We start from the raw sequence: 23,387 nt of genomic DNA, 5'->3' as shown, positions 1-23,387 counted from the left end.
AAATGGACCGCTCGCGATGACCCCTGAAGCGACCCTCGCTCCCTCGGCGTGCCCGGATTCCGCCGAACTCGCCGCCCGCCCGTTCGACGCCCTCGGCCTGACGTACGAACAGACCTACGTCCACCTGCCCGCACAGCGCGCCGCCATCGACTGGCTGATCGCCCGGCTGCCCGCCCGGGCGAAGGTGCTGGACATCGGCTCGGGCACCGGCCGCCCCACCGCCGACCTGCTCGCCCGCGCCGGCCACCTGGTGACGGGCATCGACGTCTCCGCGACCATGGTGGACCTCGCCCGCAGCCAGGTGCCCGCCGCCCGCTTCGAGCAGGCCGACGTACGCACCGCTGGCTACCCGAAGGGGAGTTGGGACGCGGTCTGCGCGTTCTTCCCGCTCCTGCAGATGTCCCGCGCCGACCTCGACCGCACGCTGGAACGGATCGCCGACTGGCTGGCCCCCGGCGGCTACTTCGTCTTCGCCACCGTCCCGTTCGACGCCGAGAACCACCCCATGACCTGGATGGGCCACCGGCTCACCGCCACCAGCTACCCGGTCGAGGTCTACCTGGAACGCCTGCGCGCGGCCGGACTCGAGATCCTGCACCACCAACTGAGCGTCTTCCACCCCGACTTCCCCGGCATGGGCGCCGAGGAGCACTTCTTCGTCCACGCCCGAAAGCCCGGCGGACCCACCGTCCCCGCCCACGCCCTGGCCGCCCCTTATCCGCACCCCGAGGAGTACCGCGGCCCGCACGAGCTCACCCAGCACGGCTGGCTCGCCGTCGAGGCCCGCTTCGAACGCGAGGACATCGACCCGGTGGTCGAAGCCCTGGCCCGCAACGAGCGCGTGGTCGACGTCGGCGGCGGCAGCGGCGCGGTCGTGCGCGCCATCACCCGCCGCCTGGGGGCCTGCACGACCATCGAGCCGCACGCCGCCCGCGTCGAGAGCATGCAGGCGCTGTGCACCGACGGCGTCACCGTCCTGCCCGGATGCGCCGAACAACTCCCGCTGGCCGACGCCTCGGTGGACGCGGCCGTGGCCACCTGGATGCTCCACTACGCCGACGATCCGCAAGCGGCCGTCGCCGAACTGGCCCGCGTCGTGGATCCCGCCCACCCCGAGGCCAAGGTCGTCCTCGTCCAGGGCTCGCCCGACAACGAGCTCATCGACCTGTGGAACCGCGTCTGCGCCCCGCTCACCGGTGAACAGCCCGACCACCAGGGCCAGTTGCTGACTCTGGCCGCCCGGACCCTGGCCGAGCACGGCTTCCAGGACATCGCCCTGCACCCGGTCGCCGTCCGCGTCGCCTTCCCCGAGCCCGGCCCCCACGCCAAGGCCGAGGCCGCCGCCGACGCCCTCGCCGACTTCTGGCATACCGGCCACGCCCAGCGCGACCAGCTACGCGCAGCTCTCCTCGCGCCGCTGGCCGAACACTTCGCCACCGGCGCCGACAGCATCAGCGACAACGGCGTCATGCTCGTCGCCCGCCCCCGCCGCAGCCTCTGACCACCACCACTCCCCTCGGAAGCAGACGCCATGACCCCGCCGTCCCTCGCCCCCGTCGACCCGTCGCTGCCTACGTCCGCCGAGGTCGGCGCCTGGTACGACGCCGCCGACGACCTCTGCAAGCTGATCAGCGGCGACAGCTTCCACTACGGCATGTGGCGGCCCGCAGACCTCGACGGCCCACTGCCCGCTGCCCAACTGGCCACCCAGGCCCAGAACCGGATGACCGAGCACTTCTGCGAGCTGCTCCAACTCGAAGCCGGCCAACACCTGCTGGACGTGGGCTGCGGCCACGGCAGCCCCGCCATCCACGCCGCCCAGCAACGGCACTGCGAGGTCACCGGCTGCAGCATCAGCCACGCCCAGGTCCAGGAGGCGACCCACCGCGCCACCGTCGCGGGCCTGAGCGACAAGGTCCGCTTCGCCTTCGGCGACGCCATGGACCTGCCCTACGCCGACCAGGGCTTCGACGCCGTGTGGGCACTCGACAGCTTCCCCCACCTCAACAACCCCGTGCAGGGCCTGCGCGAACTGACCCGGGTCGCGCGCCCGGGCGCACCGATCCTGGTCACCTTCTACACCCAGCGCGTCCCCGCCACCGACGCCGAACTCGCCATGTGCCGCGACAGCTTCGCGTTCTGCCCGCTGCCCACCCAGGACCAGGTCCTCGACCAGATCCACGCAGCCGGGCTCCCCCTGGAACAGCTCCGCGACCTGACCGAGCACATCACCCCCACCAGCCAGGCGTACAGCCGGATCTACCGCGACAACCGCGCCCTGATCGCCGAACGGTTCGGCAACCAGTTCACCGACGCGATGGACACCACCCTGGCCGACACCCTCGCCTTCCTCTCCGACAAGACCGGCTACCTCGCCTGCCTGCTGCGTCGGCCCGCACACCGCTGACGCCCGATCCACACAGCACACACCCAAGGAAACCGATGACCGCCCCGCACCCCGACTGCCCGGCCCACGCACCCGGCGCCATCGCCCGGCACGCCGCCGAGGACTTCACCCAGCGCTACGCGCACCTGCGCAAGGACCACCCCGTCTACCACGACCCCGAACTCGACCTGTGGATCGTGGCCCGCCACCACGACATCGACACGGTCCTGCGCGACCGTGACCACGCCTTCACCCCCGCCCACAGCTACGACCCCGTCCAGCACATCAGCCCGGCAGCAACACGCATCCTGACCCAGGTGCAGGACGTCCCCGTCACCGCCTCCACCGACCCCCCGCTCCACAGCCGCTACCGCGACGCCCTCACCGCCGTGTGGCCGACCAGCGCGAGCCAACTGGCCCCCTGGCACGCACACATCGAAAAGCGCGCCACCGAAGCCGCGACCGCCCTCGCCGAACAGCCCTCCCGCCGCGCCGAGCTGCACCGCGACTTCGTACACCCCCTCACCTCCCGCATCATGGCCGACCTCATCGGCGTCGACCCCGAGGACGAGCAGATCGTCACCGCCGGCTCCGCCGCCATGGCCGACCTGCTCTGGGCCTTCCAACAACCCGCCGACCAGCAACCCAGCGCCCACGCCCTCGCCGACCTCTGGGCATACTGCGTCGACCTCGTCGCCCAGCGACGCAGCGAGCCCCGCGACGACCTCACCACCGCCTGGCTCGACCACCGCGACCCCCACGGCACACCCCTCACGGACGCGGAAACCGCCTCCACCCTCATGGAGATCCTCACCACCAACGCCGAGGTACTCCCCCTGTTCATCACCGCGACCCTCCAACACCTCCTGACCAGCGGCGACTACCAGCAACTCGTCCACCACCCGCAGGAGATCCCCGCAGCCGTCGAGGAGACCCTGCGCCACGACCCGCCCCTGATCGGCTGGCTCCGCAGCACCGTCAAACCGGTCACCGTCGGCAGCACCCCGATCCCCGCAGGTGCCCGCCTTCTGCTGCTCATGCACTCCGCCGCCCAGGACGAGACCCACAAAGTCCGCGAACCCCACACCTTCGACCACCGACGCGACGACACCCCACCCACCCTCAACTTCGGTGCCGGCATCCACTACTGCCCAGGAACGCAGTACAGCCGCCTCGTCGCCCACCACACCATCCGCGCCCTCACCCAGGCCCTCCCCGACCTGACCCTCATCACCCACAACCCGGCCCCACGACCCGCCAACCTCATGCTGCGCCGCCCCACCCACCTGACCGTCACCTGGTAACACCGCCGGACCCGCAAGTTCATCGCCGACGACAGCTTCCCCCACCTCAACAACCCCGTGCAGGGCCTGCGCGAACTGACCCGGGTCGCGCGCCCGGGCGCACCGATCCTGGTCACCTTCTACACCCAACGCGTCCCCGCCACCGACGCCGAACTCGCCATGTGCCGCGACAGCTTCGCGTTCTGCCCGCTACCCACCCAGGACCAGGTCCTCGACCGGATCCACGCAGATCCGTGATCGCAGTGGGCCGTTGTCTTCGATCCAGAGCGGCGGCCGTCGAAACGGGAGTCGCAGACAGCAGCCTCTCACGTCCCACCCCGGCAACCCGCCGAACCACCTGGCAGGAACTGCCCATGCGGCTCGGCGGGTTGGGTCCTCAGCTCGCGCCGGGGCCGGGTGGTGGGTCTCAGACGGTACCGAACTCGCCCGCCTCGACCCCCGCCACGAACGCCGGGAAGGCGTCGGCGGAGAAGAGCAGGGCGGGACCGGAAGGGTCCTTCGAGTCACGGACGGGCATGACGTCAAGGTAGCCGTCAGCAACCTCAACGCAGCCGCCCTGCCCGTTGCTGTAGGTGCTCTTGCGCCAGGGGGCGCCGGTCAGGTCAACGTTCATGGCGTTCCAGTTCCTTCCGTACCGCACGGATCATGGCCAGGGTGACTTTCCCGCCGATCGGGCGGCGCAGCACCCCTTCGTCCAGGACGGCATGCACGGCCGGCATCCGCTCCAACAGGCGCTGCCGCACGGCGAGGAGACTCAGCCGCTCGTCCGCCTGCTCTCGGGTGGCCTCGCCCCGCCGGACCGGCGCCAGCACGCCGTTCTCCGGGAACTGGCCCCGCTGCGAGTGTCCCCGACATCGACGCACCACTGAGCCGCGAGAGTCCAACCAAGAGTCCAGCTAAGTGACTGTTGTCTTTCCGGCCTTGAGGGCGGCGTTTTCGCTGTTCAGGCATAGGGTCGGTGGTCTCGGGGAGTGGTGACATTGTTGAGTCGTCGCTCTGCTGGAGGTCGGGGATGCCGTCGGTCGTGGGGCTGCTGGAACAGCGTGAGCTGACCACTCGCCGTCGCATGGACGAACTGCGAGAGGAGGCCGACCGAATCCAGGCCGAACTGGCCGTGGTCGAGCGGGACTGGAACGAGTGGGTCATCGCCCGCTCGCGCGTCGGCGAGGTCCTGGCCCCGGGCGACGACGTTGCCGACCCCGATGCCCGCGAGGATCTGACGGATCGCAGTCAGCCGCCGACAACGCCCGGGTCTTCGGGGTCGGCGAAGCCGAAATCGATGGTTCCGATGTGGCGTGCGGGGCTGGCCTGGTCGGCACTGTCGGTGGACTACCAGCGGATCCTGCAGGCTCTCGCGGACCGGAACCGATTGGGTCAAGGGCCGCTGGCGTGCCAGGAGATGGCCGCCTGCTTCGGCCTGGACCCGGTGCCGGCGAAGATCGAGGCACTGCGCTCGAAGGCAAAGCGGCTGGTGGCGAGGGGTTGGCTGGTCGAGTCGTCGCCGGGCCGGTTCACGCTCGCGAAGGACGTGGCCGGGCAAGCCGGCGGGTCATGAGCGTCGTCATCGACCAGTAGACCATCGCCTCCGCGCTGCTGGCGGACCGTTCGAAGTCGCGCACGAGGCGGCGGCTTCGCATCAGGTGGGCGAAAAACCGCTCCACAATCCAGCGCTTGGGCAGCACGACGAAGCCCCGCATGTCGTCACTGCGCTTGACGATGGCCAGGACCAGCGCGAGGGCGGCGAGGCAGTACTCGACAAGGCTGCCGGTGTAGCCGCCGTCGGCCCAGACCAGGGCCAGCCGGTGATGCGCGGCGGCGACTTGGGCGAGCAGGACCAGGGCTGCCGCACGGTCGCCGACATCGGCGGAGGTGACCATCACCGCGAGCAGCAGGCCGAGCGTGTCGACGACCGCGTGTCGTTTGCGGCCGTTGATCAGCTTGCCGCCGTCGAAACCGCGACTGTCGGAGCCGACGACAGCGTCCGCCTTGACCGACTGGGAGTCGATCACACCGGCGCTCGGCTCCGGATCCCGGCCCGCCTGCTCGCGGACCCGACGGCGGAGCCGGTCGTGGAACTCCTTGACCAGGCCGTGGTCGCGCCAGCGTCGGAAAAACGCGTAGACCCGGTCCCACGGCGGGAAGTCGACCGGGATGGCCCGCCACTTCGTGCCGTTGTCGACGAGGTAGTGGATCGCGTCCAGTATCGCTCGGTGGCAGTACGCCTCCGGCTGCCCGCCCCGGCCCCGCAGCCAGCCCGGCACCGGCAGCAACGGCCGGACCACTGCCCACTCGGCGTTCGACATGTCCGTCGGATAGCGGCGCTCGCGCACGCCGTGGTCGCCGGCGTTCCCGAACCTGTGGGCCAGGCAGTCACACGCAAGGGTGGCCGAAGTGGACCCCGCCTCGGAGATGCCGTAGAAATGCGACAACAGGGTCTCCTGGGCAGCTCGTTGGCGTAGACACCCACTGAGCTACCAAGAGGCCCTGCTTCCATGCACGGCAGCCGCCACGGTCACCCGATCGAGACTCCGGTTCGACCGCCACGCCTCAAGATTGAACGACAACAGCCACTCAGGTGTCTCAGAGGCGTGTTCAGTTGCGGGCCAAGGGTTCCGGTCCGCCCGCCTTGCAGCCGATGCGCTGTGGAAGACCCAGGCGTGTCGTGCGGGGAGCTCGTCACCTGGGTCTCACGCCGCGATACTCGGCCCAGTCCCGCGAGGCGGCACGCCAGCCAGCCTTTCATCACCACTCGGATACCCGTTCGAGTGAAGCAAGGAGCCGAAGCGACTGGTCCGACTGGGCTTGGTATGCGGCCGGGTGGCCGTCGGCCAGCCGACGGACGCAGGCGGTGGCCGAATTGAAGCAGAAGATGAGCGAAGCAGCGTAAAATCTGTCTTCGCACCGCATCGGTTTAGTCTGTGTCGGCCAGCCACTGGTCGATGAGCGCCTTGCCAATCGAATCGACCCGGTACGGGCCGCCGAGAGCAGCGTCCGCCAGCCGCGCGCGCAGTTCCGCGGCCGTGAACCAGCGTGCCTCCACCACTTCCACGTTGTCCACATCGATCGCATCGGAAACGGCCTCGGCGCGAAACCCGATCATCACCCCGGCCGGGAACGGCCACCCCTGGGAACCCTGGTAGGTCACCGCACCTACGGTGACGCCGGCTTCCTCCCGCACCTCGCGGCGCACCGTGTCCTCGAAGCTCTCGCCAATCTCGACGAACCCGGCCAGGGTGCTGAAGCGGTTCGGGCCGGATGCCGCATGGCGGCCGAGCAGGCAGCGCCGGGGCGTGCCCGGAAGCTCGACTAGCACGATCACGGCCGGTTCGATCCGCGGGAACAGCAGCTTCCCACAGTTCTGGCAGGTCCGCAGGTGGCCACCATTGCAGGACCGGGCCGGGCCCCCGCAGGCGCCACAAAACCGCTGATTGCGGTTCCAGTGCAGAATTCCCCGCGCGTACGCCAGCAGACCCGCTTCGTCCGGCGTGATGGTGGGAACCATCGCCCGCACATCCAGCATCCTGTCCGCGCCGGCCAGCTCGACGGCGCTCTCCCGTTCGAGCCCGGACACATCAGCCGCGAACACCGCCCTCTCGCCTTCGAGGCCGAGCAGCACCCGGTCGCCGGCCGCGACGAGGATGTCCCTCGCCTGGGCCAAGGGCAGCCGCAACGGCGTTTCGTTTCGCACCAGGCACTGGTCCTGCCACAGGGGAATGACCTGGGTACTGGCCCTGGTCAGCAGTGCCTCGATCCAGTCCGAGTCTCCCCGCCGATCAACGACACGGTCGAGCCCCAACCCGCTGTAGTACACCGCTCCTCCTGGATCACAGTGTCCGCCTGTCCTCGACACTAGCGGATACGTCCGCCGACACCCTCCGCAGCCAGAACTTGCCTAAGTGACTGTTGTCTTTCCGGCCTTGAGGGCGGCGTTTTCGCTGTTCAGGCATAGGGTCGGTGGTCTCGGGGAGTGGTGACATTGTTGAGTCGTCGCTCTGCCGCCACGCCTCAAGATCGGAACGACAACAGCCACTAAGGGCCCACCGTGCCTTGCACGAAGCTCCTGAGGTGCTCGCGCACGGTGTCGGGCTGCTCGAGCCATGGTTCGTGGCCGGCGTCGTCGATCCGCCTCAGCGGCACCTCCAGCCGGAGCGCGAGCGACTCCAGTGCCGACAGGGGGCGGGGATCGTGGACTCCGCCGAGGAGTTCCACTCGCGCCGGCAGGCACGTGCGCAGCTCGTCCAGGTGCTCGTCGAGCGGGTCCGCGCGTCCTTCCTTGCCGAGTTCGCTGTTCATGGCCCAGTTGACTGGGCGGCGCTGCCGAGCGCCCTGCGCCGCCCAGTCCCAACCCCGCTGCGGGTCGGCGTGGTCGGTGAACCACGCCAGCACGAGCAGCTCGACTTCCTGCTCCTCCGTGCGGTCGGACAGCTGCTCCAAGATGCGCAGACGCTCCTGCTGCGCCGCGGACATGCGGCGACTGCGTTCCGCCTGGTCCCCCGTGCGCCAGTCGCCGACGAACGGGCCGCACATCAGCAGCATGGCGGCCACCCGGTCAGGGTGTGCCAGGCAGAACCGGGCGGCCAGGTCCGTGCCGTAGGAATGCCCGATCAGTACGGCCTTGTCGGCGCCCCACTGATCGAGCAGATCGGCGAGATCGTCCACATGCCGAGCGAAGGTATGGCGGCCCTGCCACGGTGATCCACCTGTGCCGCGCTGGTCGTAGCGGTACACGGGCGCGAGATCCGCGATCATGGGGGCGACGTCGCCCAGGTAGTCCGGTAGGCCCGGGCCGCCGTGGAGCATGACCACGGGTGGCGTCCGCGTCGTGTCACCCAGTGCTGTCCAGGCTGTCCAGCGAATCTGCGCCCCGTCCGCCATCGGCGCGAGGCCCTCGGTCTCCATTAAGGTCACCACGGAGAACCTACAGCTACCCGTGCGAGACCGCATCGATGCCCCGTCACCGCCAAACACGGCGAACCTACGGGGCCACAGCACTACGGTTGCGGAATGAAGCTTCTCCTTACCGACTCCGGTGTCAGGAACCCGAGCGTGCTGGCGGCGCTGGTCGACCTCCTGGGCAAACCGATCTCCGAGGCCAGCGCCCTCTGCATCCCCACTGCGGGGTACGGGGGCCCGTACGGGGATCCGGGCGGGCCATGGCGTTTCGTCAGCGGACAGTCCCCCAGTCCCATGACCGAGTTGGGGTGGAGGTCGGTGGGCGTGCTGGAGCTCACCGCACTGCCCGGCATCGACAAGGAACGGTGGGTCTCCTGGGTCCGAGAGGCAGACGCCCTGCTGGTGAACGGCGGCGACGCGCTGTACCTGTGCCACTGGATGCGGGAGTCGGGACTGGCCGACCTCCTGCCCTCGCTGCGCGACACAGTCTACGTAGGGCTCAGCGCCGGGAGCATGGTCCTGACTCCCCGCATCGGGGAGGACTTCGTCGGCTGGAAGCCGCCCACCGGTGACGACAGCACGCTGGGAGTCGTCGATTTCTCCATCTTCCCGCACCTCGACAGCCCGGACTGTCCGGAGAACACCATGGCCGAGGCGGAACGGTGGGCCGCCGGGATAAACGGTCCGGCATACGCCATCGACGCTCAGACCGCCATCAAGGTGACCGACGGCGGCATCGAGGTCGTCTCCGAGGGCCGCTGGAAGCTGCTCAAGCCTGCCTCATGAAAATCGGTTCGAGACTCAGCCTCGGCAGATGCAGAAGGGATGACCAGCCGGATCGGTGAGAACCCGTGCCCTGGCGGCGTCATGAGGCTGGTGATCCGGCTTGCCGGCGCCCAGCTCCAACAGCCGGGCCTCGGCCTCGTCCAGATCCACGACGTCGAAGCAGAGGTGCAGCTGCTGGGGAACGGTCTGGTCAGGCCAGCGCGGAGCCCGGTAGTCATCGACGCGTTGGAAACCGATGAAGAGCCCGTCCTCGCGGTTGAGACCCGCGAAGTCGGAGTCCGACTTCGGGTGGGGTTCGAAACCGGTGGCCTGCTGATAGAAGGCCGCCAATGCCGGCGGATCAGGGCAGTCGAGCGTTATCGCAGCCAACTTCATCTGCAGGGACATGGCGCCTCCAGGCCGACCGGTGGACTTCCGCGATCAACAGTAGAACTGGGTGACCGTCAGACGCCCGGCAGGGCGGCGATTCGGGCGAGGTCGTCGTCGGGGGCGGAGAAGGTGACCAGTCGCTGCTCGGGGTCGTCGACGAGTTGCAGGACGACGTGCTGGAGCAGGAGTTCGCCGAGGACGGGATGGCGCATCCGCTTGGTGCCGGAGGCAAGCGGGGCGACCTGGTGTTGCGGCCACCAGGCTCTGACCTCTGGGCTCGCCGCGTGCAGGCGGTCGATCAGGGCGGCGAACGCGGGGTCGCCGGGGTGGCGCGCCGCTGCTGCGCGGAAGCGGCCGAGCAGGGCGGCCGCCTCGCTCTCCCAGTCCACCAGCGCCTGCCGGGCACCGGGGTCCGTGAACATCCAGCACAGCATGTTGCGGTCCTCGGGCGGTAGCGACGGCCAGTCGGTCCACAGCGCCCGGGCCGCCCGGTTGGCGGCCAGGACGTCCCAGCAGCGGCCGGTGACATAGGTCGGGCACGGGTCGAGCCGGTCGACCAGCGCCGCCACGGCAGGAGCGAGCGACTCGACGGCAGCAACGGCAGCCGGGACGAGCGGGTCGCCGTGGACCAGGGCGTAGGCATGCGCACGCTCCGCCGCGTTGAGTTGGAGCGCCGTACAGAGCGCGTCGAGGACCTGGCGCGAGGGCCGCAGCTCCCGCCCCTGCTCCAGGAACGTGTAGTACGTCGCGGAGATCGCCGCGAGCTGCGCGACCTCCTCCCGGCGCAGGCCCCGGGTGCGGCGCCGGGTGCCCGGCGGCAGGCCGACGTCGGCGGGCTGCAAGCGCTCGCGGCGGGAGCGCAGCAGCTCCCCGAACTCGCGGGCCCGGATCGCGGCATCCCGGATTTCAGACATCCTGGTACTTCCGTTACTAGGAAAAACGACCTGTGGATACCAGTGTACGAACGCGGCTACGGTCGAAGCATGAGCCTGAGCAAGAGCACGAGCGAGCGCGTCGAGATCGCGGTGGGCGACGGTCCGCCGATGGGCGGGTACCTGGCCCGGCCGGCCGGGCCGGGGCCGTTCCCCGGTGTCGTGGTGGCCATGGAGCTGTTCGGCGTCGACGCCGACGTCCGCGAGGTCTGCGACCGCCTGGCCGCGCTCGGACTGCTGGCGCTCGCCCCGGACTTCCACCACCGCACCGCCCCCGGCGCCGAACTGCCCCGCGACGCGGCAGGACGCGAACGCGGCTTCGAGCTGCTGCACCTGATGACCCGTCCGCAGGTGCTGGCCGACGCCGGCGCGGCGATCGGCCACCTGCGCGCGCTCGGCAGCGAGCGCGTGAGCATGGTCGGGCTGAGCCTCGGCGGCCACCTCGCGTACCTGGCGGCCACCGCGCTCGACCTCGACGCGGTCGCCGTCTTCTACGGCGGCTGGCTGACGTCCACCGAGATGCCCTTCAGCCGCCCCGAACCGACCCTGGCGCTGACGCCGAACATCGCCGGCCGGCTGCTGTACCTGGTGGGCGAGGACGACCACGTCGTCCTGCCGGAGCAGCAGCGCGAGATCGCCGCAGCGCTGCACGCCGCCGGCTCGCAGCACCGGTTCGTCGCCTACCCGGGCGCCGGGCACGGCTTCCTGCGCACCGACCCGGCCGCGGCCGCCGACGCCTGGGAGCGCGTGCGGGATCTCCTGCTGAGGAAACAGCAGTAGGCCCGGTGCACGAGTGCACCGGGCCTACTGGGCTACTGAGTAGCGGGGACAGGATTTGAACCTGCGACCTCTGGGTTATGAGCCCAGCGAGCTACCGAGCTGCTCCACCCCGCGTCGGTAAACACGACTGTACGGCACCGGCCCCTCAGCGCGAAATCGCATTTCGCCACTCGTCGTCGAGGATGCTGAACACCTCCGAGTCCCGCCAGCCGTCGCGGAGCAGCATGTCGTGGCGGTGGCGGCCCTCCCACGTCATGCCGAGCTTGCCGAGCACCCGGGCCGACCCGGCGTTGCGCGGGTCGCAGGTGGCGTGGATCCGGTGGAGTCCGAGCTCCCCGAAGCCGCGGGCGAGCAGTTCGCGGCCGATCGCCGTCGCCACGCCCCGGCCCCAGAGGCGGGGGTGGACGATGTAGCTGATCTCGCCCTGCCGATGGTTCCGGTTGCGGACGTGCAACTCGCCCACGCCGACCACGTCGTCGTCGATGCGCGCCGCGTAGGTGAAGCGTCGCTGGGGCACCTCGGACCAGGCCTGGACGGCTGCCGCCACGTAGGCGCGGGTCTCTGCCTCGGTGTTGGGTCCCCAGGGCTGGAAGCGGCAGGCCTCGGGGAGGGCGGCCCAGGTGTGAACGGCCTGCCAGTCCGCGGGTTCGACCCTGCTCAATGTCACCATGGACCGATTGTGCCGCACGGCCCGCGCGCCGAACGCGCGGGCCGTGGAGACGAGTTGCTACTGGCCGTACAGGCGCCCGGCGAAGCGGCGGGCGAAGCCGTCGCCGGTGTTGGCCGTGACGGTGAAGTCGTAGCGGCCCGCCGCGGTGGCGTGCAGGGTGGCGTTGGCGGAGCCGCCGGCGGCCACGGTCACCTGGGTGGCGGTGCCGCCAGTGGCGAGGTAGGCGGCGTTCGGGTTGATGGTGAAGACAGCGGCCACGCTGCCGGCGTTGGTCAGCGTGAGGGCGAGGGTCGCGCCGTCCAGCTGGTCCACCGCGTACGCCTCGGGGTGTGCCTTGCTGGTGCTGGTCCAGGTGAGCACGTTGCCCTGGAAGCCGCGCAGGTAGCCGTCGGGGCCGTGCAGGTCGATGTCGTAGAGGCCGCCGCCGTAGGTCTTGGCGGAGAAGTAGTCGGAGATCGAGCCGCCGGCCGCGCAGGTGTAGGGCCACGCGGCGTACGTCCGGTCGTTGACGGTGTAGGCGGTGAACCCGGCGCCCAGCGCGCCCGCGGAGACCGTCTTGAACCAGAGCCGGCCGGTCGAGGTGTCCGTCCAGGACGTGGTGTTGAAGACGTAGCCGACCGGCTGCGCGGGGCGGTCGCCGGACTCCTGGGCCGGCAGCGCGCCGGCGGCGGGGACCTTGGGTGCGGGCAGCGACTCCTGCTTGTTCGCGGCGGCGACCAGGGCGGCGGTGTTCGGCAGACCGGTGGGGAAGGCGACCGGGCTCACGCCGAAGTTGAACGCGCTGGTGAGGTCGCCGGCGACCTCGCGCCGCCAGGCCGAGATGTTGGTGCACTGCACGCCGGTGACGAGCTCGGCGAACCGCAGCGGCGAGGTGTGGTCGAAGGTCTGCGAGCAGACCCGGCCGCCGGTGCTCCAGGGCGAGATGACGGTCATCGGCACGCGCGGGCCCATGCCGATCGGCGCGCCGTTGATGTACTCGTCCGCCGTGCCGGAGGGCGCGGTGGGCGGCGGGACGTGGTCGAAGAAGCCGTCGTTCTCGTCGAAGTTGTAGAAGACGACGGTGGAGTCCCAGGTGGCCTGGTCGCTCGCGATCGCGGCCAGCACGCCGCTGACGAAGTCGGCGCCGTCGGCGGGCCGGGAGGCGGGGTGCTCGCTCAGGGCCGTCGGGGCGACCACCCAGGAGACGGTGGGGAAGGTGCCGGCCGCGATGTCCGCGGCGATCGCGGAGTTGATGGAGCCGACCCGGGCCATGCCGTTGGTGTAGAGCGGGGAGGACGGCGAGGCGCTGGTGAACTGGGTGAACCAGGCCAGCGGGTTGTCGTCGAAGTTGTCGGCCTGCTGGTAGACCCGCCAGGAGACGCCGGCGTCCTGGAGCATCTCCGGGTAGGTGGCCCAGGAGTAGCCGTTCTCGCTGTTGTCGGTGACCGGGCCGCCGCCGGTGCCGTTCGGGTCGATCATGCCGGTCCACTGGTACAGCCGGTTCGGGTTGGTCGGGCCCTGGACCGAGCAGAAGTACTGGTCGCAGATGGTGAACGCGTCGGCGAGGCCGAAGTGGAACGGGATGTCGGCGCGGTTGTAGTAGCCCATGGTGAACCCGGTCTTCTCCGGGATCCAGTTGTTGTTGAGGCCGCCGTTCCACGCGCCGTGCGTGCCGGACCAGCTGTGGTCCAGGTCGCCGACCTGCTGGGCGTCGGTGGTGGCGGTGTTCAGGTGCCAGGGCTGGAGGATCGTGCCGCCGCCGGCGCTGCCCTTGGTGGACTGGTTCCACACGGTCGAGCCCTTGGGGAAGCGCAGCAGCGAGGTGTCGCCGAAGCCGCGCACGCCCTGCAGGGTGCCGTAGTAGTGGTCGAAGGAACGGTTCTCCTGCATCAGGATCACGACGTGCTTGACCGAGGAGAGCGAGCCGCTGCCGGTGCTCGCCGCCATCGCGCGACGGACCGAACCGGGCAGCACACCGAGCGCGCTGCCGGCACCGAGGGCGGCGGCCGAACCGAGCAGCGTACGGCGGGAGATCGGGGACATGCAGGGCCCTTTCGTCAGGGCCGCGCGGGGGCGGGAGACCGCGCGGCACTCGTGGGTCACGACTACCGAGAAGGGTGCGGGAACCCTCAGCAACTTGTCTGGACAAGTTCGCTGTACGGCACATGACGCACAGACAACGAATCGGCGAGCCTGCGAAAAGGGCGGCTACCGGGCGGCTACCGGGCAGTGGTCTGCGAGAAGCGCAGCATGTTGCCCGCGGGGTCGCGGAAGGCGCAGTCGCGCACGCCGTACGGCTGGTCGATCGGCTCCTGGACCACCTCGGCGCCGGACGCCTGGATGTGCTCGAAGGTGGCGTCGCAGTCGTCGGTCCTGAACGCCACCCCGCGCAGCACCCCCTTGGCCAGCAGCTCCGAGAGGATCTTCTGGTCGTCCGGCGAGGCGCACGGGTTCGCGCCGGGCGCCTCCAGGACGATCTCCAGGTCCGGCTGCAACGGGGGGCTGAGCGTCACCCAGCGCATCCCCTCGAACGCGACGTCGGTCCGCACCTGGAAGCCGAGCACGTCGCGGTAGAAGGCGAGCGCGCGCTCGTGGTCGTCAACGCCGATGAAGCAGTGGGAGATTCTGAGGTCCATGTTTCAAGGCTAGAGCTTGGGGCGGGTACCCCTGACCGGTCTGGTGTGCATCTTGGCGAAGCAGGCCGGGATCGCGGCGCCCAGCTCGTGGTCGCGAGCCCGGTACGCGCTCGGGGTCTCGCCGACCAGCTCGGTGAACCGCGAGCTGAACGACCCCAGCGAGGAGCAGCCGACCGCGAAGCAGACCTCCGTCACGCTCAGGTCGCCGCGGCGCAGCAGCGCCTTCGCCCGCTCGATGCGGCGCGTCATCAGGTACCCGTACGGCGTCTCGCCGAACGCGGCGCGGAAGCTGCGCGAGAAGTGGCCCGGCGACATCAGGGCGACCCGCGCCAGCGCCGGGACGTCGAGCGGCTGGGCGTAGTCGCGGTCCATCGCATCCCGCGCCCGGCGCAACCTGACCAGATCTGCTGTCACGCGTTCCAGGATGGCACGGGGCACCGACAGCGACGTACGCTGCCCACTGCCTCCGCCCGCCGCACCCCTGGGAGTCCCGGCCTTGCTCACCCTGGACCTGCATCCGATCTTCCGGAACAACCGCGACATCGAGCTCGCCCTGCGGGAGATCCTCTTCAAGGCGGTCCGGACCGGCGAGACGGTGATCGAGATCATCCCGGGGAAAGGGACCGGCCAGCTGAGGAAGCGGGTGCTCGCCTTCCTCGGCCAGCGCCACATCAGGAAGTTGTACGACCGCGTCGAGGCGGACCAGAGCAACACCGGCCGGATCCTGGTGCACCTCAAGCCGTAGCCCGGAGTAGCCCGGAGCCGTAGTCCGGGCCCGGCTACAGTGGCCGCATGACCATCCATCACCTGGACTGCGCCAGCATGTGCCCACTCGGCGGACGGCTGCTGCTGGGCAGCGGCGGACGGCTGACCGGACGCATGGTGGCCCACTGCCTGGTGGTGGAGTCCGCCGACGGCCTGATCCTGGTGGACACCGGGCTGGGGACCGGCGACATCGCCGACCCGGGCCGGCTGGGCCGCGGGTTCCTGACGATGGTGCGCCCGCAGCTCTCGCTCGCCTCCACCGCCCTGCACCAGCTGCGCGCGCTGGGCCACCGACCGCAGGACGTCCGCCACATCGTGCTGACCCACCTCGACGTCGACCACGCCGGCGGCCTCGCCGACTTCCCGGATGCCCGGGTGCACGTGCTGGCCGACGAGCTGCGGGCCGCCCGGGCCCGCGCGACCCGCGGCGAACGGGACCGGTACCGGCCGGTCCAGTGGGCACACGGGCCGCGCTGGGTGGAGCACGGGAGCGGTGGGGAGTCCTGGTACGGCTTCCAGGCGGTCCGGCCGCTGGCCGAAGCGAGCTCCGACCTCCTGCTGGTGCCGCTGCCGGGCCACACCCGCGGCCACAGCGGCGTCGCGGTCCGCGACGGCGAGGGCTGGCTGCTGCACTGCGGGGACGCCTACTTCTCGCACACGGACATCGACCCCGGCGCGGGTCGCCGCCCGCCCGGCCTGCGCGCCTTCCAGCGGATGGTGGCCGTGGACGACCGCGCCCGCCTGCACAACCAGGAGCGGCTGCGCGCGCTGCGCCGCGAGCACGGCGCCGAGGTCCGGCTGATCTGCGCCCACGACCCCGACGAGTTCGACCGCGCGGCCGGATAGCCGCACAGCCGGGTAATCGGGCGGCCGGGACCAGGGCGGGTCAGCGTGCGGTCCCGGCCGCGGCGGGGCCGGTGCGGAGGCCGGGCCCCGCCGGGCAGCCCCGCTCTTGGGGGGTGGAGGGCTGCCGTGACCGGGAACTCTAGACCCGCGCGGGCAGCCTGAACAGGGCTATGACCAGCGGTTTTTCCGGACACGGACATGCCAGGCGAGAGGCGCCGGGAAGCAGGTCACGTCACGGCGCGGCGCAGATGCCTCGCGCGTAGTCGAAGGTGGCGGCCGCCTGGGAGTACTGCCACTCGGGGGCGAGCAGGTTGGCGTCCAACTGCGCGGCGGCCTGCGGGTCTTCGACGATGTAGCCGAAGTCCTGCAGCCAGGCCGGGTACAGGTTCTTGGAGCCGATGTAGAACGCCGAGCCGTCGACCGAGACCAGCTTGTGGTGCAGCGCGAACGGGTGTCCGTCCGCCCAGCTGCTGCCGTCGGCGGCGCGGAAGGAGGCGAGCTGGAGGTTCTGGCACATCGCGGCCTGAGCAGACACCGGGTTGCCGGTGAGCGCGGTGAGGCGGCTGCGAAGCGCGTCGCTGACCTCCGAGAGCGACTTGATCTGCGAGTAGCCGCCGCTGCCGACCGCGCCGCGGTTGGCCGGGTCGCTGACCGTGATGCGGACCTTGACCCCGGCGGCGAGCTTGGCCGCGAGGGTGTCGTAGAGCCGGACGTCGTAGCGGGGAAGCGGGGGGCAGGTGCCGTTCAGGTCCTGCTGGGAGATCTCGACATGGCTGGTGGCACTGGCCACCAGCGCCCGCAGGGCGTTCTCCTCCGGGTTGACCGTCTCGTAGTCGCGGTCGGCGTTGGTGTGGTCGGGCAGGTGGATCAGGCCGCAGGCGGTGTCGGGCGCGGTGGCCGGGACGGGCTGGTACGTCGAGGCCGGGTCGCTGCTGCGGATGCCGACGCCCAGGCCGCCGACGGCGATCACCGGGACGGTGCCGGTCGCGGCGGCGGGGGCCGGGTTCGCGTCCTGCTCCAGGGTCGGCAGGCAGGGCGACCCGCCGGTGGAGGCGAACCAGGCGGCCGACAGCGGACCGGTGTTGCGGCAGGTCCAGGTCCACAGGGTGTCGAGGTAGGCGCCGGCGGCGGAGGCGGCCGGGCCGGTCAACGCGAGGTCGACGTCCGACACCGGGTGGGTGGTGTCGATGTAGTCGTCCTTCCAGTTGTTGATGCCGCCGGTGATCACGCTCTGGCCGTCGACCACCAGGAGCTTGGAGTGGTTCCAGGAGAACGAGGTCTTGGCGGTGGTCATCGACGCGACGTTCAGCGTGACGCCGTCCGCCGCCGGGCCGAGCTTCTTGACCAGCTCGTCGCGGTAGGAGGACGGCAGGGCGCTGATGTTGTAGAGCGGCGCGGCCCCGACCAGGATCCGGACCGTCAGGTGGTGGCCGGCGGCCGTCGAGGCCTTCAGGCCGGCGACGATGGCGTCCTCGAACTCCCCGTTCGGGAACGGCGCGAGCGAGGAGATGTCCACGGTACGGGTCGCCTGCGCGATGTTCCCGGTCATCTTCGCGAGCAGCCGGTCCGTGCCGGGCCGCTGGGCGCAGCTCGGGTCCCCCCAGCACCCGGGGGTCTGCAGCAGCCAGCCGGCCGGGTCGTCGGCCGGGGCGTCCAGGCTGTTGCCGCTGGTCCGCTGCCAGACGGATCCTTCGAGGCCCGGCGAGACCTGACGCAGCGTCTGCTCGACGGCGTCCAGGTGCGGCGTGGCCGAGGCGGGCGCTGCGGCGGGCGCCGGCACTGGGGTGTCCGCCAGCGCCGGAGTCGCGGATATCGCGACGAGGACGGCGGCGAACAGGGGGATCTGGTGGCGAAGCAAGGGCAATTCCTCCATAGGGTCTGCGAGTCCCCCGCGAATGACCCCTGGAATCTACCCGATAGTAACCTCACGTTGTGTCAGCGGCAGGTGTAGGTGAAGGTGGTGGACGCCGAACGGGCCTGCGGCGACAGGACGTTCAGCGTCGCGGTGGCCTGCATCGTGCCGTGGCCGTCGAAGGTCCAGCGCAGCACGACGTCGGTCCGGTGGCTGCCGCGGGCGATCGGCTGGGACAGCTCGTCGGAGACGGTGCCGTCGCTGCGCTGCCAGCGGTAGCGGACGGTTCCGGCGCCGCCGTCGGTCTGCAGGGTGCCGGTCACCACCGCGGTGCCGTCGCAGCCGGGACCGGCGGCGTCGCTGCGCACGGCCACGCCGGTCACCCGGACCGCCGGGGTGTAGCGCTGCCAGGCCAGGAAAGCCAGCACCGCGAGCAGGACGGCGATCGGCAGCAGCCAGCCGCCCAGCGCCCGGCGGCGACGGCGTACGGCGGGGACGTCTGAGGCGTCGGAGGCGGTGTCGCCGTGCCAGACGGCGGCGGCGAGCGCCGGGACGGCCGGCGCGGCGGCGGGGACACCGGGGCCGAAGCGGCGCAGTTCGCCGGGCGCCAGGGGTGCCGGGAGCGCCGCAGTCGGTTCCTCCTCGGCGAACTCCACCGTGGCCGCGTCGAGCGCGACTGTGGCGTCGAGCGCAACCGTGGCATCGAGCGCGACTGTGGCATCGGCGGCGGCGGTGCGCTTGACCAGGCTGACGCCGGTGGGAGCCACCGGGGTGCCGGCGGCGGGGGTCGGCCAGGCCGAGCTGTCGAGCAGGGTGGCGCTGTCGTCGGCGGGGGTCGGGGGCTGCTGAGGACTGGTCATGAGGTTTCCCTGGAGCAAAGGCTGGGCGAGTACGGGGTGGTGGGCGAGCGGATGCGCTCAGCCAGGGGGGTTGCAGAGCACCGAGGGCGTCCGCGTCGTGGCGAAGGGCGCGGGTGCGGCGCTCTGGGCTCCCCAGTACGCCGAGCGGTCGCCGTTGCCGAACGTACGGGTGACCGAGACGGTGCCGCGCTGCGGCAGCGGGACGGTCGTGCTGCCGACCACGATGACCCGGCCGTTGCTGTCGGTGTCCGTCCAGTCGATGGTCAGCTGACCGGTCCCCGTGCCGCTGGTGGCGACCGTCACGGGAACGCTGATGCCGTAGTTGGTGCAGCTCGGCGTGCCCAGCCCGACCCGCAGGATCCGCAGCGCGGGCGCGGGCGAGGGGCTCGGCTTGGGGGACGGCGAGGCGGAGGTCGGCGACGCCGTCGTGGGGCCTGCCACCGTGGGCGGCGCCGCGATGGTGGGCGGCGCGGCCATCGTCGGAGCTCCGGGCACCGAGGGAGCCCCGCCGGTGGCCGAGGACGTCGCGGGGGCCTCGGTGACGGCGCCGCCGAGGCGCGCCGAGGCGGACGCTGACGGCGTGGGGGTGGCCGAGACGGACGCTGATGCCGAAGGCGGGACCTGGCCGGAGGCGGAAGAGGAGGCGGAAGAGGCGGAAGAGGCGGACGGCGCGGGCGCGGAGGCCCCCGGGCCCAGACTCGTCGTCAGCTCCGGGGCCGGAGCGCCCACCGTGCTGCGGACGTCGGCGGCGTTCTCCCCCGCTATCGCGATCCCGCCGACCCCCGCGGTGAGCAGCACCGCCGCCGCGACGCCGCCGGTCAGCCGGGTCCGGCGACCGGTCCGCGCCCAGAGCGACCGCACGGGCGCGGCCGCCTCCGTCGCGACGCCGCCGAGCGTGGTGGTGGCCAGCGCCGTGGTGCCCCCGCCCGCCGCGCCGCCCGCCGAGGGCAGCAGCAGCGGGAGCAGCGCCACCAGGGCGGCGAGCTTGCGCTGCCCGCACTCCTCCCAGTCCTCGCCGTACCCGGCCGCCGCGACCGCCTCCAGTTCGACCACCAGCTCGGCCGCGCTGGACGGGCGGCCCTGCGGGGTCTTGGCCAGGCCCTTGCGGATCAGCGGCCGCACCTGGTCGGGCGCCAGCTCGTCGGGGATCGGCGCCTCGGTGTGCTGGAGCGCGAGTTCGACCAGCGTGGTGCCGCCGTACGGCTTCGCGCCGGTCAGGCACTCGAAGAAGGTCACGGTGGCCGCGTACACGTCGGCGGCCGGCGAGGCCGGTCGGCCGGCCCACTGCTCGGGCGCCATGTAGGCGGGCGTGCCCGAGATCGTACCGCTGTCGCCGCTGCGCACCGCGACGCCGAAGTCGACCAGCTTGGACGAACCGTCCGCGGCGACCAGCACGTTGGCCGGCTTGTAGTCGCGGTGCACGACCCCGGCGGCGTGGGCGGCGGCCAGGCCGAGCAACGAGCCCTTGAGGACCACCAGCGCGGCCTCCGGCCCGGTGGCCCCCTCCTGCTGGAGCAGCGTGCGCAGCGCGATGCCGTCCACCAGCTCCATCACGATGGCGGCGCCGAGCCCGCTCTCCACGTACTCGTACAACTGCGCGACGTGCGGCGAGCGCAGGTCGCCGAGCAGGGTGGCCTCGGCGCGGAAGGCCTCGCGGCCCTCGGCCGCCCGGCTCAGGTACTTGATGGCGACGGGGGTGCCGGTGGCCTCGTGCCGGGCGAGCACGACCCGGCCGCTGGCCCCCGCACCGAGCACCCGATCGTGGACGTACCCGGGCAGCTCCCAGGCCTCGGGTCTGTGGGACGCGTCGTTGCCGTTCATCGCCGATCGTTCCTTCTGTCGCGGAATTGCCGAGCGCACAGTAGTACGTGCCGCTGCCATCGACGCGTCCTCGACGCCTCGGGGTTGCGGGTCCGCGGGTCACGGTTCGGGTGCTTCGTGCACCACTGGAGTCGATCTTCGTTCTTATCGGTTTGTCCCCGGTGCGCACGGGCCGGTAGAACTACGGGCCGAGCCATCAGCTGGGAGCACGTACTTGACTGACACACCCGCAGAACCCGGTCGTCCCACCCTTCGTCCGATCACCGGACCGGAGGAGGTCGACCTGTTCAACCGGATCCCCTACGTCTTCAACCACGAAGTGGCCGCGGACCTGGAGTCCGGACACCGCCGCCCGGCCTGGACCTGGGTCGCGCTGGACGAGGACGGACGGCTGCTGGCCCGTGTCTCCTGGTGGTGCCGCCCCTCCGACGTCGAGCCCCTCCTGCTGGACGTCTTCGACTACCTGCCCGGCCACCGGGCCGCCGGCGCCGCGCTGTTGCGGGCGGCGCTGGCCGCGGTCGTCCCGGCGGACGTCGTGCCGCCCCGGTACACCCGGTTCCTGCCGGCCGACTGGCGCGCGGACGCCGAGCTGTGCGCCGCCGTCGAGGGCCGGCTCGCCGTGGTGCAGGAGCTGGGTGCGCGGCCGTTCGTGGAGCGGCTGCGCCTGCGGTGGACGGCCGGCACTCCGGTCCCGGCGCCCACCGGGCGGCTGGCCTTCCGGGCGGTGGCCGGGGAGGTGGAGCTGATCGACCTGCTGACGCGGATCCTGCCGGGCACGCTGGACGCGCACAGCCTGGACGACCTGAGCCGGATGACCCCGCGGCAGGCCGCGCAGTTCCACTACGACGACGAGTTCGCGCAGTACACCAGTCCGCGCGACTGGTGGCGGGTGGCCAGCCTGCCGCTGAGCGGCGAGCCGGTGGGCCTGGTGGTCGCCGCGCGCAACAGCTACCGCCCGATCATCGCGTACCTCGGGGTGCTGCCCGCGCACCGTGGCCAGGGCTATGCGGACGAGATCCTCGCCGAGGGCACCCGGGTGCTGGCGGCCACCGGGCCGGAGTGCATCGGGGCGTCCACGGACGTCGGCAACACCCCCATGGCGGCGGCCTTCGCCCGGGCCGGGTATCCCGTCCTGGAGCGGGAGATCATGCTCGGCTGGGAGGCGCCCGTCTACGCGTTGGACCTGCCGGCGGCCTGAGGCCGCCGCTTCAGCGCGGCCGGTCGCAGCCGCTCGCCGCGGAAGAAGCCGCGCAGCCTGCCGAGCCGGGTGAACCGCTCGCGGTTGGCCACCGAGGCCCGGTCCAGCTCCTCCATCAGGCGCCGGGAGCGGTGGTCCAGGTCCAGTTCGTCCAGGATCCGGTCGATCTCGGCCAGCAGTGAGCCGTGCAGCTGCCAGGCCTTGGGATGCTCCTGAACCCGGCGCAGCAGCAGCTGGGCGACGTTCTCCCGGCTGGCCCAGGCGGCGGCGAGCTCGGCCGCCAGCCGGTCCTCGGCCTCCTCGGCGTTGCGGCTGACCTGCGTGGTCACCAGGACGGCGAAGCTGACCAGCGCACCACCCAGGTGTCCCAGCAGCTCCTCCAGCGCCACCGCCACCTCCGCCGGGAAGAGCTCCTCGCCCTCGTCGCGGCGCTTGGCCAGGTCGGTGAGCGAGCGGGCCAGCACCCGGATGACGACCACGCAGATCTCCAGCGTGTCCAGCCCGGTGCGCAGCATCACCCGGGAGACCACGCCCTCGGTGATCCTCGGGTTCAGCCGCAGGCTGTCCTCGGCCTGCCGCAGGGCGCCGTCGACGTCGGCGATGGCCTGGTCAAGGCGGCGCGCCTCGTGCAGCCTGGCGGCGGCCTGCGCCACCGGGGTGTGGCCGCCGAGCTCCTCGCCGATCCGCACCAGCAGGTGACGGGCCCGGCGGGCCAGGTCCTCGATGGACTCGCCGGCCGTGTCCACCCAGACCGGCGGCGCGAACAGGAAATTGAAGAGCAGGCCCACCCCAGCCCCGATCAGCGTCTCCAGCACCCGGTCCCAGGCCTGCGACGCCAGCCTGGTGACCCCGAGCACCAGCATCGCGCTGATCGCGACCTCGTTGACGAACTCGTCCACCCGCACGAACCGGCCGATCGTCAGCGAGGCCAGGATGATCAGCGCCAGGCTCCACCAGGACAGGCCCACCACCGAGCTGAACCCCACCGCGATCAGCACCCCGACCACCACGGAGTTCACCCGTCGGATGCTGGTGGTCAGCGTGGAGTACAGGGTCACCTGGACCACCAGCAGCGCGGTGAGCGGCGCCGTCAGCGGCGCCGGTTCGCTGCTCAGGTGCACCGCGACGGCGTAGGACAGCGTCGCGGCCACCGTCGCGCGCACGGTCTGCTCGACGACCGGCTCCTTGAGCCGGCGGCGCAGCGTCTCGGTCGTTTCCGGGAAAGGGAGACCAGGCATCCTCCCCTTGTTCCCCCGCAGCCGCCGAACCATCGCGGACCCGGCATCCCGCACCCGGATGCCATCCGGCCT

At 71.4% G+C, this 23,387-nt stretch carries 25 protein-coding genes and 1 tRNA gene; 10 read left to right on the top strand and 16 right to left on the bottom strand.

The features are described 5' to 3' along the window. Positions 1 to 16: 16 nt before the first annotated feature. Genes P3T37_RS13850 through P3T37_RS13835 form a run of 4 tightly spaced genes read left to right on the top strand, consistent with a single transcriptional unit; the run spans position 17 to position 3,927 of the window. Positions 17 to 1,501 (top strand): class I SAM-dependent methyltransferase, encoded by a 1,485-nt coding sequence (locus P3T37_RS13850; protein WP_280723881.1) that lies wholly within the window; start codon positions 17 to 19, stop codon positions 1,499 to 1,501. A 30-nt stretch (positions 1,502 to 1,531) separates the two neighbouring features. Then, positions 1,532 to 2,407 (top strand): class I SAM-dependent methyltransferase, encoded by an 876-nt coding sequence (locus P3T37_RS13845; RefSeq protein ID WP_280723880.1) that lies wholly within the window; start codon positions 1,532 to 1,534, stop codon positions 2,405 to 2,407. 35 nt (positions 2,408 to 2,442) lie between these two features. Then, positions 2,443 to 3,690, top strand: coding sequence for a cytochrome P450 (locus tag P3T37_RS13840; protein WP_280723879.1), 1,248 nt, complete (start codon positions 2,443 to 2,445; stop codon positions 3,688 to 3,690). 57 nt (positions 3,691 to 3,747) lie between these two features. Beyond that, positions 3,748 to 3,927, top strand: coding sequence for a hypothetical protein (locus P3T37_RS13835; RefSeq protein WP_280723878.1), 180 nt, complete (start codon positions 3,748 to 3,750; stop codon positions 3,925 to 3,927). A 169-nt stretch (positions 3,928 to 4,096) separates the two neighbouring features. Here the strand turns inward: P3T37_RS13835 and P3T37_RS13830 are convergent, their stop codons facing one another. Continuing rightward, positions 4,097 to 4,303, bottom strand: coding sequence for a DUF397 domain-containing protein (locus tag P3T37_RS13830; protein ID WP_280723877.1), 207 nt, complete (start codon positions 4,301 to 4,303; stop codon positions 4,097 to 4,099). Continuing rightward, on the bottom strand, positions 4,293 to 4,502 hold the full coding sequence (locus tag P3T37_RS13825; RefSeq protein ID WP_348533239.1) for a Scr1 family TA system antitoxin-like transcriptional regulator: 210 nt from the start codon (positions 4,500 to 4,502) through the stop codon (positions 4,293 to 4,295). Before P3T37_RS13825 ends, P3T37_RS13830 begins: the two co-directional genes overlap by 11 nt. A 200-nt stretch (positions 4,503 to 4,702) precedes the next feature. Between P3T37_RS13825 and P3T37_RS13820 the strand changes: the two genes are divergently transcribed. After that, positions 4,703 to 5,245 carry a hypothetical protein gene (locus tag P3T37_RS13820; RefSeq protein WP_280723876.1) on the top strand — a complete coding sequence of 181 codons (543 nt, stop codon included), beginning with the start codon at positions 4,703 to 4,705 and terminating at the stop codon, positions 5,243 to 5,245. Here P3T37_RS13820 and P3T37_RS13815 read toward each other — a convergent pair. The 3 genes from P3T37_RS13815 to P3T37_RS13805 form a co-directional block, all read right to left on the bottom strand. Continuing rightward, positions 5,202 to 6,020, bottom strand: a complete 819-nt coding sequence (locus tag P3T37_RS13815; RefSeq protein WP_280723875.1) for an IS5 family transposase — start codon at positions 6,018 to 6,020, stop codon at positions 5,202 to 5,204. The two genes, P3T37_RS13820 and P3T37_RS13815, sit on opposite strands and share 44 nt — an antisense overlap. Positions 6,021 to 6,601: 581 nt before the next feature. After that, the gene (gene nudC, locus P3T37_RS13810; protein ID WP_266301112.1) at positions 6,602 to 7,501 is read right to left on the bottom strand and encodes an NAD(+) diphosphatase; all 900 of its coding nucleotides are present in this window, start codon (positions 7,499 to 7,501) and stop codon (positions 6,602 to 6,604) included. 218 nt (positions 7,502 to 7,719) lie between these two features. Next, entirely contained in the window at positions 7,720 to 8,589 is an 870-nt protein-coding gene (locus P3T37_RS13805; RefSeq protein WP_280723874.1) for an alpha/beta hydrolase, read from the bottom strand. Between the two features lie 105 nt (positions 8,590 to 8,694). Between P3T37_RS13805 and P3T37_RS13800 the strand changes: the two genes are divergently transcribed. After that, positions 8,695 to 9,369, top strand: coding sequence for a Type 1 glutamine amidotransferase-like domain-containing protein (locus P3T37_RS13800; RefSeq protein ID WP_280723873.1), 675 nt, complete (start codon positions 8,695 to 8,697; stop codon positions 9,367 to 9,369). Between the two features lie 15 nt (positions 9,370 to 9,384). On the opposite strand, the gene P3T37_RS13795 is transcribed toward P3T37_RS13800, so the two are convergent. After that, a complete protein-coding gene (locus tag P3T37_RS13795) occupies positions 9,385 to 9,756 on the bottom strand; it encodes a VOC family protein (protein WP_280723872.1) in 372 nt (123 codons plus the stop codon). A 56-nt stretch (positions 9,757 to 9,812) separates the two neighbouring features. After that, positions 9,813 to 10,652, bottom strand: coding sequence for a helix-turn-helix transcriptional regulator (locus P3T37_RS13790; protein WP_280723871.1), 840 nt, complete (start codon positions 10,650 to 10,652; stop codon positions 9,813 to 9,815). Between the two features lie 69 nt (positions 10,653 to 10,721). On the opposite strand from P3T37_RS13790, the gene P3T37_RS13785 reads away from it, so the two are divergent. Beyond that, the gene (locus tag P3T37_RS13785) at positions 10,722 to 11,450 is read left to right on the top strand and encodes a dienelactone hydrolase family protein (RefSeq protein ID WP_280723870.1); all 729 of its coding nucleotides are present in this window, start codon (positions 10,722 to 10,724) and stop codon (positions 11,448 to 11,450) included. 40 nt (positions 11,451 to 11,490) lie between these two features. Here P3T37_RS13785 and P3T37_RS13780 read toward each other — a convergent pair. The 5 genes from P3T37_RS13780 to P3T37_RS13760 all read right to left on the bottom strand — a co-directional run bounded on the left by P3T37_RS13780 (position 11,491) and on the right by P3T37_RS13760 (position 15,107). Then, positions 11,491 to 11,564 (bottom strand) — tRNA-Met (locus P3T37_RS13780). Positions 11,565 to 11,595: 31 nt separating this feature from the next. Then, complete coding sequence (locus P3T37_RS13775) at positions 11,596 to 12,120, bottom strand: GNAT family protein (RefSeq protein WP_280723869.1); 525 nt, start codon at positions 12,118 to 12,120, stop codon at positions 11,596 to 11,598. Between the two features lie 57 nt (positions 12,121 to 12,177). After that, positions 12,178 to 14,142: a phospholipase C, phosphocholine-specific gene (locus P3T37_RS13770; protein WP_280723868.1), complete on the bottom strand. Its 1,965-nt coding sequence runs from the start codon at positions 14,140 to 14,142 to the stop codon at positions 12,178 to 12,180. 176 nt (positions 14,143 to 14,318) lie between these two features. Beyond that, positions 14,319 to 14,735: a VOC family protein gene (locus P3T37_RS13765; RefSeq protein WP_280723867.1), complete on the bottom strand. Its 417-nt coding sequence runs from the start codon at positions 14,733 to 14,735 to the stop codon at positions 14,319 to 14,321. Positions 14,736 to 14,744: 9 nt separating this feature from the next. Beyond that, positions 14,745 to 15,107 (bottom strand): helix-turn-helix transcriptional regulator, encoded by a 363-nt coding sequence (locus P3T37_RS13760; RefSeq protein ID WP_280723923.1) that lies wholly within the window; start codon positions 15,105 to 15,107, stop codon positions 14,745 to 14,747. A gap of 124 nt (positions 15,108 to 15,231) precedes the next feature. Between P3T37_RS13760 and P3T37_RS13755 the strand changes: the two genes are divergently transcribed. Both P3T37_RS13755 and P3T37_RS13750 read left to right on the top strand, forming a co-directional pair. Next, positions 15,232 to 15,480 (top strand): Smr/MutS family protein, encoded by a 249-nt coding sequence (locus tag P3T37_RS13755; protein ID WP_280723866.1) that lies wholly within the window; start codon positions 15,232 to 15,234, stop codon positions 15,478 to 15,480. Positions 15,481 to 15,527: 47 nt separating this feature from the next. Further along, positions 15,528 to 16,346 carry an MBL fold metallo-hydrolase gene (locus P3T37_RS13750; RefSeq protein WP_280723865.1) on the top strand — a complete coding sequence of 273 codons (819 nt, stop codon included), beginning with the start codon at positions 15,528 to 15,530 and terminating at the stop codon, positions 16,344 to 16,346. Between the two features lie 232 nt (positions 16,347 to 16,578). Here the strand turns inward: P3T37_RS13750 and P3T37_RS13745 are convergent, their stop codons facing one another. The 3 genes from P3T37_RS13745 to P3T37_RS13735 all read right to left on the bottom strand — a co-directional run bounded on the left by P3T37_RS13745 (position 16,579) and on the right by P3T37_RS13735 (position 20,879). Next, on the bottom strand, positions 16,579 to 18,204 hold the full coding sequence (locus P3T37_RS13745; RefSeq protein WP_280723864.1) for a phospholipase D-like domain-containing protein: 1,626 nt from the start codon (positions 18,202 to 18,204) through the stop codon (positions 16,579 to 16,581). Between the two features lie 77 nt (positions 18,205 to 18,281). Next, positions 18,282 to 19,058 carry a hypothetical protein gene (locus P3T37_RS13740; RefSeq protein ID WP_280723863.1) on the bottom strand — a complete coding sequence of 259 codons (777 nt, stop codon included), beginning with the start codon at positions 19,056 to 19,058 and terminating at the stop codon, positions 18,282 to 18,284. A 57-nt stretch (positions 19,059 to 19,115) separates the two neighbouring features. After that, entirely contained in the window at positions 19,116 to 20,879 is a 1,764-nt protein-coding gene (locus P3T37_RS13735) for a serine/threonine-protein kinase (RefSeq protein ID WP_280723862.1), read from the bottom strand. Between the two features lie 214 nt (positions 20,880 to 21,093). Here P3T37_RS13735 and P3T37_RS13730 point away from each other — a divergent pair, with 214 nt between their 5' ends. After that, entirely contained in the window at positions 21,094 to 22,077 is a 984-nt protein-coding gene (locus P3T37_RS13730) for a GNAT family N-acetyltransferase (RefSeq protein WP_280723861.1), read from the top strand. On the opposite strand, the gene P3T37_RS13725 is transcribed toward P3T37_RS13730, so the two are convergent. Further along, positions 22,050 to 23,315, bottom strand: coding sequence for an aromatic acid exporter family protein (locus P3T37_RS13725; RefSeq protein ID WP_280723860.1), 1,266 nt, complete (start codon positions 23,313 to 23,315; stop codon positions 22,050 to 22,052). The genes P3T37_RS13730 and P3T37_RS13725 overlap by 28 nt on opposite strands. Positions 23,316 to 23,387: the final 72 nt, after the last annotated feature.

The sequence above is a fragment of the Kitasatospora sp. MAA4 genome, assembly GCF_029893355.1.
GTDB lineage: Bacteria > Actinomycetota > Actinomycetes > Streptomycetales > Streptomycetaceae > Kitasatospora.
This window is presented reverse-complemented; position numbering and strand designations above follow the sequence as displayed.

Coding starts and splice junctions, on each gene's coding strand:
- P3T37_RS13850 (WP_280723881.1), top strand. CDS start 17: ATGACCCCTGAAGCGACCCTCGCTCCCTCGGCGTGCCCGGATTCCGCC.
- P3T37_RS13845 (WP_280723880.1), top strand. CDS start 1,532: ATGACCCCGCCGTCCCTCGCCCCCGTCGACCCGTCGCTGCCTACGTCC.
- P3T37_RS13840 (WP_280723879.1), top strand. CDS start 2,443: ATGACCGCCCCGCACCCCGACTGCCCGGCCCACGCACCCGGCGCCATC.
- P3T37_RS13830 (WP_280723877.1), bottom strand. CDS start 4,303: ATGAACGTTGACCTGACCGGCGCCCCCTGGCGCAAGAGCACCTACAGC.
- P3T37_RS13820 (WP_280723876.1), top strand. CDS start 4,703: ATGCCGTCGGTCGTGGGGCTGCTGGAACAGCGTGAGCTGACCACTCGC.
- P3T37_RS13805 (WP_280723874.1), bottom strand. CDS start 8,589: ATGGAGACCGAGGGCCTCGCGCCGATGGCGGACGGGGCGCAGATTCGC.
- P3T37_RS13800 (WP_280723873.1), top strand. CDS start 8,695: ATGAAGCTTCTCCTTACCGACTCCGGTGTCAGGAACCCGAGCGTGCTG.
- P3T37_RS13795 (WP_280723872.1), bottom strand. CDS start 9,756: ATGTCCCTGCAGATGAAGTTGGCTGCGATAACGCTCGACTGCCCTGAT.
- P3T37_RS13790 (WP_280723871.1), bottom strand. CDS start 10,652: ATGTCTGAAATCCGGGATGCCGCGATCCGGGCCCGCGAGTTCGGGGAG.
- P3T37_RS13785 (WP_280723870.1), top strand. CDS start 10,722: ATGAGCCTGAGCAAGAGCACGAGCGAGCGCGTCGAGATCGCGGTGGGC.
- P3T37_RS13775 (WP_280723869.1), bottom strand. CDS start 12,120: ATGGTGACATTGAGCAGGGTCGAACCCGCGGACTGGCAGGCCGTTCAC.
- P3T37_RS13770 (WP_280723868.1), bottom strand. CDS start 14,142: ATGTCCCCGATCTCCCGCCGTACGCTGCTCGGTTCGGCCGCCGCCCTC.
- P3T37_RS13765 (WP_280723867.1), bottom strand. CDS start 14,735: ATGGACCTCAGAATCTCCCACTGCTTCATCGGCGTTGACGACCACGAG.
- P3T37_RS13760 (WP_280723923.1), bottom strand. CDS start 15,107: ATGGACCGCGACTACGCCCAGCCGCTCGACGTCCCGGCGCTGGCGCGG.
- P3T37_RS13750 (WP_280723865.1), top strand. CDS start 15,528: ATGACCATCCATCACCTGGACTGCGCCAGCATGTGCCCACTCGGCGGA.
- P3T37_RS13740 (WP_280723863.1), bottom strand. CDS start 19,058: ATGACCAGTCCTCAGCAGCCCCCGACCCCCGCCGACGACAGCGCCACC.
- P3T37_RS13735 (WP_280723862.1), bottom strand. CDS start 20,879: ATGAACGGCAACGACGCGTCCCACAGACCCGAGGCCTGGGAGCTGCCC.
- P3T37_RS13725 (WP_280723860.1), bottom strand. CDS start 23,315: ATGCCTGGTCTCCCTTTCCCGGAAACGACCGAGACGCTGCGCCGCCGG.